The organism is Rhodococcus sp. BH5 (assembly GCF_027583855.1).
Taxonomy (GTDB): Bacteria; Actinomycetota; Actinomycetes; order Mycobacteriales; family Mycobacteriaceae; genus Rhodococcus_F; species Rhodococcus_F qingshengii.
In genome coordinates this window covers 1-12,295 of the sequence record NZ_JAJHVW010000036.1, presented here as the reverse complement: position 1 = coordinate 12,295, position 12,295 = coordinate 1, and the positions used below count along the sequence as shown (strand labels likewise).

Sequence of the window (12,295 nt, the reverse complement as noted above, 5' to 3'; positions counted from 1 at the left end):
CAACGAGCAACGCACCAAGCTGGATACGTGCGGCGCGGAGATTAAAGTCGGTCATGATCGGGTCTTCCTTCCACGGGTTCCCGGTCGATGAAGCCCTGCCGGGTGATCTCCGGCGGGGCTTCTTTGGCGTCTTCACAGCAAGAATGAGAGCAATGAGAACAAATCAGCTTGTTAAGAACATAACTAGCCGACTTGTCAGCTTTCCCGCTTGAGAACTTCGTCGATGCACTTGTTGATCTCTGCGTCCATCGTGGTTCCGAGCTGCGCGAGCTTCGCTTTGAACGCGGCCCTTCGTGCGCGCGTGACCCGCGCGGAGACCTGCGCCGTCCGCGCGCCTGGATCATCAGTTAGATCAGAACTCGCAGGCGCTACGGACCGGGCTTCTTCCGGCTGAGGCGTGTCGAGAATTTCGCGCTGTTCCACCGGGATGGCGGGATGGCCGGAGCGTCGTGCACTCAAGTTGGACGCGCGAGGTTGTGGTTTCGTGGCCATTTCAGCTCTCCACTTCATTCAGTGCGGTCAGGATCGTCGCCAGGTACTGCACATAAGTCTGATGAAGAACGGAAGCCTTGGGGGTGCCCCACTCGTCCAGCCCCTTTCCCGACTCCTGGGCTTCGGCAATGAAAGTCGCTCGTTGAACCGGCGGATCCAGAAGCGGAACAGGCACAGGAAGCTGCTCAAGAATGCTTCCCAGCTCGCTTCGCCAGTAGTCCATCCGCTTCGTCTGCTGAGCGTCGTTGATGATTGCAGCGACAATTTTCAAGTCGGCGTTCGTGTATTCCTGGATGATCTCGATGGTGTCGAGCAATCGGTCCAGTCCATCGAGCGCGAATTGCCCCAGTTCAGCGACTACGACCAACCCGTCAGCGGCAGTGAACGCATTAATCGGGAGTTGGTCGAGACTCGGAGGGCAGTCGATGAGGACCAGATCGTAGCGGTCTTCAATTTCCGCAATCGCCTTCTTGAGCCGACTTTCGCGGCCAGCCTTCATCGTCACCAGGCTCTGAGCCGCGTCAGCAAGATCATCACTGCCGGCAGGCACAACATCCAACCCGTCCCATTCGGACGCGACAATCGCCTCCGCCATTGGAGTGCTCTTAGCTTTGTCGAGGACTGTGGCCAGCGACCGTTCCAGCGAGCCTTGATGATCGGGAGCAAGGACCTTAGTCGCGTTGCCCTGCGGATCCGCGTCGATCACCAACACTTTGAGACCGTGGTCCGTGATCGCCGCGCGCGCGATGTTGACGGTTGTCGTCGTCTTCCCGACACCGCCCTTCTGATTGGCGAATGCAATCGTCCTGGTCATCGGACTCCTTCGGGTTGACGGACAGTGTGCTCCTGCCAACTTACACGCATGTTAACTAATTAACAAGCAGACAATTCAACTTTTGCACTTATTAGTTTGTTAACTTGTTGAGTTCTGATCTTGCCAGTTTGTCGACATGCGACCATGTCGATCTGCAAGCAAGCTCACCGGATTCGACGCATACATGCATTTCAAGGTGACATATCGGGAAGGTTCTTACTCGACGGCGTTCACAAGGGGCGACCCCACTCCGGCAAGTCAGCTTGCTAGCAAGCGCGAGCGGGTCGAAGTCGACCAATCCGGACTGTTGACAACTAGCCGACAAGCTAACTTGCCAACATTTGTTCTTGCGGGCTTGTCGGCTTGCCAACCGAGGTCCGAGAAATGGGGGACGCGATGACACCTCGAAGCACTGCTACCCAACTAGTTAACAAGATCGCTAGCCAACAACGCGGCCAGCCGATCTGTCGTCATGCAAGCAAGCGAAAATGCCGTCACGTGACGTTTCGTCAAGGACTCCCAACCAAGGCGTTTCGCAGGGCCGAATCGCACTGAAAATCCTCCGCCACGTGTTGTGGACGCTTGATGCCGAACGGCCTCCACCCGCAAAAACTCGAAGGCAAGTGTAAGAGCAGGCAGTGGGGGAGTGCGCCAGTTGACGATGCGCACACGCAGGATTGCGAAACCAAGAGTTCAAGGACACAGCTAGCGCTGTCTTGTTAACAAGGCAGCAAGCTGGCATGTTAGTCGTGGAGATTTCGGATACGACGACCACACACACCATTCAGTGATTCGGCGGCCCCTCCGTAGAGCAGCGCACGGCCACAGATCCTGTCAGTGCCGTTCGGAGATGGTGGAATACGTCGGTGACTCGCATAGAAGCCCACGACAGCCTCGCGCCTCTGCCACTCGGAATGATCGTGTGGAGGTCTGTCGCCGTCCTGTTCGCTGGATTGATGTGCGCGATGGTACTGACCGGCGCCGGTCAGCAACCGGTCAGACCGTGGTTAGCTGCCAGCGCTGTGCCGATCTCACTGGTGTTCTTGTATTTGGTTCTCGCTCTCGGCGTCATCTACTTTCCCGATCACCGTCGTGAGTTCCTGGGCGAGATTCCTCCGCCGGGGATCTTCGCACTGCCCCGAATCTGGCCTCGTCATCAAGCCGCTCAAGCTCTGATACTCGGCGTGGGGATTCCGATCGTCCTCGTCTACCTGAGCACTACGGTTCTGGATCCGATCTTGCGGTCGGCGACGGGTATCTCCTTGCGGTCGGCGACGGGTATCTCCACGGAGATCACCGGCGAGAACCGCAACGACTGGTATGCGGGCGTTCCGGTGGCCTGGATGACACTGACGATCGTTGCCCACGTGATTGCCGAGGAAATCCTCTTCCGCGGGATAGGACTGTCGTTGTGGCAGTTCCGCGATCACGTCAATGACCAGCGTCTGCGTGCAGCACTAGCCGCCGGAGTCATGCTCTGGTACGTCGTCGTCAGCGTTGCCCTGTTCGGCATCTCACACGCGGAATACGGAGCGTGGAATGTCCTCTCAGCCGCCACGTTCGGGCTGGTGATCTTTCCCCTCGTTCTCACGACCCGGTCATTGTGGCCAGCCATCGTCGCGCACGCTGCTGGGAACTTGGACGCGTTCGGGGTGCTGAATTGGATTCGTTGATCAGACAACTCGCGGGTTTCTCAATAATGCTCCGCCACAAACTATTTCTTGTATTCGCGCACACCCAACCCATGCATGGTTACTCTTCAATGCTGTCCCAGCAGGTGACGGGCCAGGTCGGCTCAGTATCCAGATGTGGGTCGATCAGCCGATAAATGTTCCGGTTGCGGCGTTGACTCATTCCACCGTTGGCGACCTTCCTAGTCACTTCGAGCACACCGAGGTGAACCAGCTGTTTCGTTGCCCGCGTCCACGAGTCATCCGAGAATCCGTACTTGTCCTTCTGCTCACCCGTGGCAAACCGTGGTTGCCTGCTGTGGGGATCGTCATTCCCCGGCAGATCGAGGATGGCCAGGAGGATGGCCAACTCGGTTCCACTCAACGCGTTGATCCAATGGCGGGTCCACAGCCCAAGCGGAACCGCCACGTATTCCGTGGTCGGCTTCACATATCCCTTGCCGTCGAGATTCATACTCAGGAGCGTGAACTTGGGCGGCACCCCGCGGCGTCTGTCCACGCGTAGATAGTCGTGATCGTCGAGCCATTCGAATGCATCCGAGACGCGGCGTGCGCCGGCCGTCGCAGGTTTCGGGAGATTCAGCAGCTCCGCCCATGCGCGGGCGGGAGTGTTGCGTCGGTATTCGTGAGGATGGGCCGCGGCAATCAAGCTGGCGGTGAGGTACAGCTTCAGGCGCACTTCGCCACTCCTACCGCCCCGGAGCAAACTCAGGAGCGGAGGAAGTCCGTCTTCGCTCCGCAAAAACGAGTGTGGAAGTTGCAGTCCCGTTTTCCTTTTGGACGCCGATGTCAGCTGTTCCATGTTGGTGCGCGACTCGGTGGTGGGTTCCGGCCGGGTGGTACTCATCGCATGCTCCTGCGTCGGATTCGTCGACCGTGGTGGCCGGTTCAGAAGACCGGTCGTCGTTTACAGACCTCGGGCACTCGGCTGTGCCCGCTGTACCACTCGGCGAGAGGGGGGTCGATTGCGCGCAGTAGACGTGCAATCGTGCGGTGGTAGCCCATGATTTCGACGTCGGTGAGGTCGCAGAGAGGTTCGAGATGCGCGACTCTGTTCCGTATGGCGTGCAGTCGATCGACCCAGAACCAGATGACCTGCGGGTTCGGGTGATTCGGAAATGCTTTGTCTATCGCCATATTCCACATGTCACGTTGCGGACCCGGACCTATTCCGGACGCATGCCGCGCGTCCTTCTTGGGAATGAGCTTCTTCCAGTCACCGAAGGTCATGTGCGCCACGAGGTCATCATGATCAACCGGCTTACCGTGCCGGAGATGACCGGGTTGGCGCAGGTTCATATCACTCGCGGCTCGACTGCGAGCGCTCTCGTAGATCGAGTGCACGGCACCGTTTCTGCCGCGGAAATTGAGGATTCCGTACAACGGTCTCGCCGGAGTCTTCACCCATTGCCCGTCGTATGCCTGCACACCGCGAGGCGGTTGCGTGGCGTTCCAGACTCGCAGTTGGGCATCAATGGTGTTCCGGAGAAAGACCTCCGCAATGCTCAATGCTTCTTGGAGAGCGCCGCTCATCTCGGTGTTCCACCGATACAGCTGCAACGCCTGCCCGTGATGGTTGTTGGCGTGGTGGAGGTACGTGCTCAAGCGCGCAGGGGTCAGGTGAGAGGTGACGCACGCGAGGGTGGACGGTTGAACCACGGGACAGCTCCTTGCTAGTCTTGTTGTAGAAGCGAGGGCTTGAGACCTTGCAAAACATTGAAGGTAGCCCCTGGCGCTTATGGCGTCAGGGGCCCTTTTCATTCACAAGTGTTTTCCCTTGTGCCCGATCGGAACCCATCTACTGTTTCACCTGGTCAAGCCGGTGTTACTGCCCACTCTGTCGCGAAAAAATGTGAAACACAAGCCGCGAACTACCACCCTGGTGCGGGAGCAAGAACGAATTTATGCAGTCAAGACATATACCTTTTTGCGGGAGTCACATCGAACTGGTGCGGTAGGTATTTACCTCTGTTGCAGGTGTGATATTAGCGGAGTACAGGGACCACTTTGAAGCCTATGAACCCTGGGAGCGCAGGTTTCTCCTGTACAAAGGCGAAGGGATTTCGGCGAATCACCCGCACGGCAGCGGCTCACCCCGAGACGACGAGGGACGGCGCGTTTCCCCACCCACCTCCAACTGTCTAGAACGACATGTTTGAGTCTGACGGATCTACTGGCGGGGCTCTCTGTGTCGAATTGCGGCGTCGATCATTTCTGCCAGTTCGTCGGCGACTGGGCCGGACGCCGGCCCCGTTCGAGAATAGGGAGCCAGCGGTACGACCTACCTAGTCACAACGACGAAAGCCGCAACCACGAACGAGATGATGGCCGCGGTCTGAAACCAGGCGGAAGCCAGCAGGAACTTGCGTTTGACCTCGTTCGCTGGCCGTAGGGTAGAAATCGTCCGCACATTGAATACCGCGACATAGTTTCGTGCCAGTGTCTCACTCATCTTCCACTTCTCTTTGACCATCGCACTGAGCGTTTTTCCCGTCGTAACGTCGTACTTCAGAAGCATCACACCCGTGAAACTTGCTGCGATCGCAGCAAGAGTTAGAAAAACGAGTCCTACGATCACTGCGACCAGCGCCACTCCCGTTACCTGTATTTGGCTGGCTTTCAGAAGGGTGAAAGCACCGAAAGTTATTGTCACTATGGCCGTTACAGACGTCAGGCGCACCGATCCGCGAGCTGTGAGTGCCTCCTCCCGGGCGTATTCGTGTCTGAGCTCATCCTTGATATAGGATGCCCATTCAACTCCCTGATCGCTCATTATTTGTCCCGTGTCTCGTCGTCCTTGGAGTCTCGACCTTTGGTGATGGATTCGTAGTCCACCCAGCTGAAATCGTTTGCTGGGTCTTCTTTGTCATTGCCGGAGTTGTCCACGTCGTTGGGTTCCATCGCTCGTCCTCTGCTTCCGAATTGCGCCTTAACCTGCGTAAATGCTCACGCATTGTGTACATCGGTGGGGGTCAGAGATTCGATACGGAGTGAATAACCCATCGCGAACTTCCCGAGCACAGGCCCTGTCGTTCACTTCAGCGCTGCCACACGGGTTTGTGTCATGTGCTGCGCGAAGGCGGCCCGGGCAGCAGCTCGGGTAGACGACGAGGCTTGTGCAGCATCCCGACGTGCATGTTCTGCCTGGCGTTCTGCAATTTCTCGACGACGGAGAGCATCGGCTTTCGCGCGCTTCTCGCTGGGCGACGGGCAGGTCCAGTCGAGTTGCGCGAGTTTGAACCGCAAGAACGCTGCCGGGGACTTGATTTCGCTGGCTGTGGGCCATATCTGGCCGTTGTCGGCGGTGTGCCGTGAGAGGGCCTGAGCGATGTCTCGGCCGGTCCAGCGGGTGGGGTCGATGCCGGCCGCACGTATTCCGTCTGCGATCACTCCGATGTGGCTCGAAGTGTTGAAAACGGGTGCATGGGCTGCGAGCGCTGCGGCAGCTCGCTGCAATTCGATTGGTCGTTGGGTGTCGGTGGAGGTGGTTTTCCTCGCGCGTGCGCGTTGGTGAGAACTTCCTACGGAAGAAAAAGAACAAACAAGAGCACTTGAAGATAGGGGGTCACGGTGGGTTCGGTTGGAGCTTCCGCTGGCAGTGGCCTTGGTGTGCTCGCGCGGGGTGGTGTTGTTCGGGCGTACCACCGTATGGGCAACGGTGCGAGTGCGACGGCCGCGGCGAGGGCGTTCGAGCGGGGGGGTGGTCATCACGACGGACTTGGGCGAGGAGAGCGACCAGGTCGACGCTGCCTTGTGCTGACGGCCTCCGTGATGTGCTTCCGCGGCCATGTACTCCGACGTCGAGAGGGTGCGCCCTCTGGCGTGTTCGACGCCCATTTCGAGGGCTTTGAGCACGCGGCGTGAACGCATGATGGTGCTGTTGGATGCCCCTGCATGTTCGGCGATCACGGCTTTCGATGCGGTAACTCCGCGGCCGGTGCGGGTCTCGGCGAAACGGGCGTGTGCGTTGGCGCATGCCATGAGGGTGTCGACAGCGATGCGGTTCGCAGCAAGTGCAGTGCGGCCGTGTTCGGTTTCGGTGACCTGGTGTCGGAGCTGGCGCAGCCATTCGGTGCGGCCGGACCAGATGGGAACGCGGGACTGTTCGGACGGCTCGACGGGAAGGGCCCACGAGGTGCCTCGCTGGCCGCTCTCGGCGTTGAACTTTTCCAGTTGTTCGACGCGTTCTTTTGCGATGCGGACCGCCTGGGCCCATTCGGCGTCGATGTCGTTTATCGCCGAATGAGCAGCGCTTTCGGCGGCGCTGTCGGTGTGCGACGCGCCGAACGAATCACTTTTGGGTACTGTTGTACCTGGTTCAGGGTATGAGCTACCCTGAGACAAGACCTGCACGGTTTTGTTCCTTCAGGAAATGCAGTATTGAAGTTGAAGCGGCACACTTCTTCTTCACCAGTTACGACCGGAGCCCGGCACAGGCTCTCGCTTAACTTGACGAACTTGGTTCACAAACCCCCGCAAGGGGGTTTCGTCGTTCCTGGGGTTACTGCGTCTATGGAGTTAGATATCGAGGTCGTTCACCGTGTGCACTGGCTGCTGTGTGACGCCTTTCTGGTGATGAATCAGGGGATAGCGTGTACGCGCAAGCTTCCTTTGGGTGAGCCACGCGGAGCCAGGGTTAGCCAAAGGACGAGATGAGCCCCCCGTCTGGCGATGATGTATGTGAGCCTGTTCACTGGACGGCATTGTCCGGAAGGAGGGGGCGGATCCGCAGTGAACAGGCGTCGAGATCTCCATAGCGGAGGTCGAGTCTGACCACGACGCAGAGCTCCACGTAAGTTGTTGTCCCCTATCAGCGCGACCGCGCCGAAAAACGAGGAAAACACTATCAATTTCGTAGTGCTGCGGGTTCCAGCGCCGCCGAGACGCTCGACAGCAGCACCGACCTGGTCAAATGAGGACGTTCGATCTGGCGATGCGCAACCCGAGGAGAGAGCAGTCACGAGGTTGCCTTCGACACGCAGGATCGCGCATATCGCACGGGTGAGGCAGGTCTGGTTAGAATGGTCATAGGTCCTTCCCGACCGAGCAGTAGTAGATAGGTCCTAGCTAGGACCGAGAGTCGAAAGACCCCCTCGCGCCGCCAAGCAGTGGGGGTCTTTCGCTAACTAGGGACAGTTCGTGCTAGTGCCGAGTATTCATGAGTAACTACCGGCAGGGTTGCATAGCGGGTGTCATGCTCGCGGAGCTTGTCTGGATCCAGTTTTTTGAGGATATAGTCGGGAATCTGAAGGTTCGTTGCCCGAGCCATGACGAGTAGGGCGTAGTCGCCGAGATCGATTCCAAGCTCGTCTGCCCTGTCTTCGTAGAACTTGTGCTGTTGGAGGGGTGCGCGCACGGAGATGCACTTGCGTGCACCCTTAGTTGGTCGTCCCATGTGATGAGCCTAAACAGAAACTGCTTCGGAAACGGCAACATCGGCCTTGTCGGTGTGTCGCGCGTGTCAGGACTAGCGGTTTGGTGTGTCTACGCGGTGGTCGTGACGCTCGTCGAGAGTCACTATCGCAGATTTGTTGTTCTGCCCATGATCAGGTCTCCCTCCTTGCGTTGTTGTAGTGGGCGATTTCGGACTGTCGTAATGTTCGAATCACCGTCGGGCAGCGGGTATGGCTCAGATCGCCCTGCCGTGTTGGACGGCTCACTGAGAATGGCCGCCTGCTGGCCGACGATAACTCGACCGCTGTGAGATTTACGACATCGGTCGTTGGGTAAGGACGCGCCGGCGCGGTTATTGACAGGGCCAACAAAAGAAGGAACGGGAGCGAAGGGACGGAGACACTTATGCCGGCTGTGTGGCTGGAATCGACTCGGGCAAGTGGACGCATCATTGCGTCGTGATCGATCAGAGCGGGACGGTCTTATTGTCCAAACGCATCGAGAACGACGAAATCGTGCTGCTCGATCTCAACGCTAATCTGTGGCCGGGTCCGCGCGATCAACCGGGTCCGCGCCACGATGTTGGGGTATTTTCCGGCGCTCGAGCGTGCCTTCGCCTATTTCAAGAGCAAGGCCGCCTTGACGTTTGCTTTCCGGGTATTCGATACCGGATGGGTTGCGCCAACATCGGAATGGTCAGGCTTACCGCCTGGTTGAAGAAGCGCGGTTGCAAGCACCAGTGCCGCCGTCGCCAAGAAAGCTGTCGATGCGGCCAACTCGCAGCGCTCGATGCCGGCAACCCAGGCGACGGGATCAGTTTTGGTGGCGAAACTGGCCGCCGAGATCACGGCGATCGACCACGAACTGGCCAGTTCGCCGAGCACCTCGGCACCGGCCCAACCTCGACACCCAGATCACCGAACGATTCGCCTGCCACGAGAACGCCGACGTGCTGTTAAGCCTGCCCGGGTTCGGGGCGGTGCTTGCCGCGACGTTTCTTGCGAACATCGGCGGCAACCTGGACGGATTCGATTTCGCCGACCGGCTTGCTGGCGTCGCCGGATTGGCGCCGTTCCCAAGGGATTCCGGGCGGATCAGAGGAAACCTTTCATCGGCCTCGCCGCTTCAATCGTCGGCTGCTCCGAACCTGTTACTTCGCTCCGCTGTCGAGCTTGAAGAACAGTCCGGCGTCAGGGCGTTCTACGACCAGAAACGGAGCGAAGAGAAATCGCACAAGCGGGCTCTCATTGCGTTCGCCCTCCATCGTATCAACGTCATCTGGGCCATGCTCCGCGACCGCACCATGTACACTAGGAAACTGCCTCTGTCGCCTGGTCTCTTGTTGCTTGACAACAGTATTGAGACTCCCAATTCCTGGGTACTGCACGGTCCCCGATCGCGGCCCGCCGATCGGCGATCAAGATCTTGTTCGGCATGTAGATAGACGGCCTGGATCCTTTCGTAGGACACGCGCATCTTCAGTCTGCACGGAACCTTACCGCGAGTATCGCGGAGATCTGCTGCGGTGACCATTTGTCTGTCAGCCATGCGATGACCTGGTTGCGGAGTTCGATGTTGACAACCAGTTTGGCAGATTAGGGTATTCGGGCGCGTACGCCGTGGGAGCCCCGTCGCGATTGCGATCTATTTCGCGTTTGACAACCGACTCCATCGCGTTGCCGATCCACCGTTGACCGGTGGGCTTGATGACCCCGGCGGCTTTCGCTGCCTTTTCGATCGAGCTTCCACTATCTCGCATGGCGAAGAATGTAGCGACTTGCTTCTTACTTGCGGTGAACCCGGATCGGCCCATCTGTCATCACCCCAGATCAGGGCCGTTGCAAACACCGGTTGAGCCCGACCAAGGGCGAGGAAGTGATGACGCGTTTAGTGTTGCCTGCATACTTTTAGTGGCAACCGGAAATGGTTATTCCGCCCGCTCGCATGAACCGAGGATGACGTGGCAGGCTCATGACCTGTTTGCTGCTGGGGAGGGCGGCAGAAGTTGATGACAGTTCTTCATAATATCTACTTTTGAATTATTTATCTTGATTGCTTGGGTAGAAGTCGTTGGTCGGTCGGACTGGCCTCGCCACTAGCAGCAATGTCGTTCTTGATGTGTTTCGACCTTTGTTATATGATGAATGTCATCAATGATAATACCTATAGCGAAATGAGGATGTATGGCGGAAAAAATGATCCGGCAACTTATCGACGATCTCGACGGAAACTTGATCGATGAAGGCTTCGGGGACCGGATTCAATTCTCATATCAAGGTACGGACTATCTGATTGACCTGCGGCCGACCAATGCTGACAAGTTCGATGCCGCTTTGAGACCCTTCGTGGAGGTGGCGAAGAAAGTCGGGATTGGACGTCGAGGCCGCAGGGCTGATGTCGCTGAGATCACTTCCGGATCCGGAAGATCAAAGGAGCAGTTGCAGGCAGTTCGTGATTGGGCATCGAAGAATGGCTATGAGGTAGCGCCACGCGGGCGAGTTAAAACGGAGATTCTAGCCGCGTTCGATGCATCTCATTGATCTATCAGATCGAGATTACGGGACTTTCGCTGCTGATCTGACAATCGACTCTGGGTAGATATGGTCAGTCGTGCACCAGTGATGCTTGAATCTTTTGGTCCTTCTTTGCTGCTGCGCTGGGGGTTGAGCTTGAATCTGGGGCCTCAACTTTCTTTTCCTGTGTAGTCGCAGTCCGATCGCCATGCGCGGACTGCGACAAGGGCGCATTCACATCAGGCGAGGAAGGGGAGTAGCGATGGCATTGCATCTCCCGAAGCCTCGGTCGAAGAAGCCCGTGCAACAGGCGGTCGGGCTGGACGGGCTGAAGGTGTCCGTCTCCAATGCCGCGACCAGCGGAGTCGAGAAGTCCAAAACCGTCAAGACCGGGGGACTGGCAGGACTGACGAGCAAAGTCTCGGTCGCTCAGGTGCGTAAAGAGATCGGCAACGAGGGTCTGCGCCAGGCCGCGATCGACGCCGGCCGTAAACCGCCTTCGGATCGCACGTTGCGTCGGTGGGCGCAACAGGGCCGCGTCCCGCACGCGGACGTTGCCGAGCGTGCGCAACGCCGCGCGGCGATCGAGCGTCTCGGCGGGATCGGGGAGGTGGGGTGTTCTCGTTGCTGCTGCGCTGCCAGGGAGCGCCCGCGTCTGCGAAGTAGACGTCGAAGTTGGTCGCGGCGGCGAATGCCCGGTGCTCGACCATCTCGGCGCCTTGGTCCCAGGTCAGTGTTCCTCGCAGCGATGCGGGCAGATGACGGACGGTGGTGATGAGAGAGTCGCGGACGGCTTCGGCGGTCCGGTCACGTCCGAGGTGCCCGAGCATCATGAAGCGGGAGGAGCGTTCGACTAGTGTCGCAATCGCCGATCCACCCAGTGCACCGATGATGAGATCGCCCTCCCAATGACCTGGCACTTTTCGCGAGTCAATCTCTACCGGACGATTGCTGATGGAGTTCATCGGGTCGAGGAATCGCGGCTGGCGCGCATCGGGCTGCTTATGCTGCTTGCGCGCAATTCGACCGCGGTGCAGTTGCTTTCCATGTTCACGTGTGAGATCGCCTAGGGCGTGGACGTAGATCGCTTGGTAGATCGTCTCGGCGCTCGCCCGCATTTCCGGAGCGGTTGGGAAGTCCTGATCAGTCGGTGATTGATCTGCTGCGGCGACCGCCTTTTCGTCAGTTTCCCCTGGACGTAAGAACGAAGCTCGGCATTTGCAACCAGCTTCGCCTGCCGCGATACTTGACTGACCGCCGATGCGCGGGGCGTATTCAGTTGGTCGAAGCAACACGTTGCTGTTGGATTGATCGTAGGTGTTCGTTCCAAGCTTCAGCGGGGGTTCGCCATTGGAGTCGTTTCCGTGGTCGCGGGTTGAGCGTGTGCGACT

At 58.4% G+C, this 12,295-nt stretch carries 11 protein-coding genes and 2 pseudogenes; 4 read left to right on the top strand and 9 right to left on the bottom strand.

Features of this window, described 5'->3' with window-relative positions:
* Nucleotides 1–195 precede the first annotated feature (195 nt).
* Together RhoBH5_RS31725 and RhoBH5_RS31720 are read right to left on the bottom strand one after the other, a co-directional pair.
* A complete protein-coding gene (locus RhoBH5_RS31725; protein WP_270009509.1) occupies nt 196–492 on the bottom strand; it encodes a hypothetical protein in 297 nt (98 codons plus the stop codon).
* A 1-nt stretch (nt 493) separates the two neighbouring features.
* Nucleotides 494–1,306: a ParA family protein gene (locus RhoBH5_RS31720; protein WP_270009508.1), complete on the bottom strand. Its 813-nt coding sequence runs from the start codon at nt 1,304–1,306 to the stop codon at nt 494–496.
* An 866-nt stretch (nt 1,307–2,172) separates the two neighbouring features.
* On the opposite strand from RhoBH5_RS31720, the gene RhoBH5_RS31715 reads away from it, so the two are divergent.
* The gene (locus RhoBH5_RS31715) at nt 2,173–2,979 is read left to right on the top strand and encodes a CPBP family intramembrane glutamic endopeptidase (protein ID WP_270009507.1); all 807 of its coding nucleotides are present in this window, start codon (nt 2,173–2,175) and stop codon (nt 2,977–2,979) included.
* Nucleotides 2,980–3,058: 79 nt separating this feature from the next.
* Here the strand turns inward: RhoBH5_RS31715 and RhoBH5_RS31710 are convergent, their stop codons facing one another.
* The 6 genes from RhoBH5_RS31710 to RhoBH5_RS31685 form a co-directional block, all read right to left on the bottom strand.
* A complete protein-coding gene (locus tag RhoBH5_RS31710; protein ID WP_270009506.1) occupies nt 3,059–3,844 on the bottom strand; it encodes a hypothetical protein in 786 nt (261 codons plus the stop codon).
* Between the two features lie 41 nt (nt 3,845–3,885).
* Entirely contained in the window at nt 3,886–4,656 is a 771-nt protein-coding gene (locus RhoBH5_RS31705) for a hypothetical protein (RefSeq protein ID WP_270009505.1), read from the bottom strand.
* 622 nt (nt 4,657–5,278) lie between these two features.
* The gene (locus tag RhoBH5_RS31700) at nt 5,279–5,770 is read right to left on the bottom strand and encodes a hypothetical protein (RefSeq protein WP_270009504.1); all 492 of its coding nucleotides are present in this window, start codon (nt 5,768–5,770) and stop codon (nt 5,279–5,281) included.
* Nucleotides 5,770–5,898 carry a hypothetical protein gene (locus tag RhoBH5_RS31695; protein ID WP_270009503.1) on the bottom strand — a complete coding sequence of 43 codons (129 nt, stop codon included), beginning with the start codon at nt 5,896–5,898 and terminating at the stop codon, nt 5,770–5,772. Before RhoBH5_RS31695 ends, RhoBH5_RS31700 begins: the two co-directional genes overlap by 1 nt.
* Nucleotides 5,899–6,030: 132 nt before the next feature.
* Nucleotides 6,031–7,350, bottom strand: a complete 1,320-nt coding sequence (locus tag RhoBH5_RS31690) for a Rep protein (RefSeq protein ID WP_270009502.1) — start codon at nt 7,348–7,350, stop codon at nt 6,031–6,033.
* Nucleotides 7,351–9,008: 1,658 nt separating this feature from the next.
* Entirely contained in the window at nt 9,009–9,275 is a 267-nt protein-coding gene (locus RhoBH5_RS31685; RefSeq protein ID WP_270009501.1) for a hypothetical protein, read from the bottom strand.
* Between RhoBH5_RS31685 and RhoBH5_RS32860 the strand changes: the two genes are divergently transcribed.
* From RhoBH5_RS32860 to RhoBH5_RS31675, 3 genes and pseudogenes are all read left to right on the top strand, one after another.
* On the top strand, nt 9,158–9,835 hold the full coding sequence (locus tag RhoBH5_RS32860; protein WP_442972503.1) for a transposase: 678 nt from the start codon (nt 9,158–9,160) through the stop codon (nt 9,833–9,835). The genes RhoBH5_RS31685 and RhoBH5_RS32860 overlap by 118 nt on opposite strands.
* Before the next feature lie 739 nt (nt 9,836–10,574).
* Nucleotides 10,575–10,931, top strand: coding sequence for a histone-like nucleoid-structuring protein Lsr2 (locus RhoBH5_RS31680; RefSeq protein WP_270009500.1), 357 nt, complete (start codon nt 10,575–10,577; stop codon nt 10,929–10,931).
* A gap of 235 nt (nt 10,932–11,166) precedes the next feature.
* Nucleotides 11,167–11,517: pseudogene (locus tag RhoBH5_RS31675) on the top strand (hypothetical protein); the annotation flags it as partial.
* A gap of 61 nt (nt 11,518–11,578) precedes the next feature.
* Here RhoBH5_RS31675 and RhoBH5_RS31670 read toward each other — a convergent pair.
* Nucleotides 11,579–12,022: pseudogene (locus tag RhoBH5_RS31670) on the bottom strand (IS30 family transposase); the annotation flags it as partial.
* Nucleotides 12,023–12,295 lie beyond the last annotated feature (273 nt).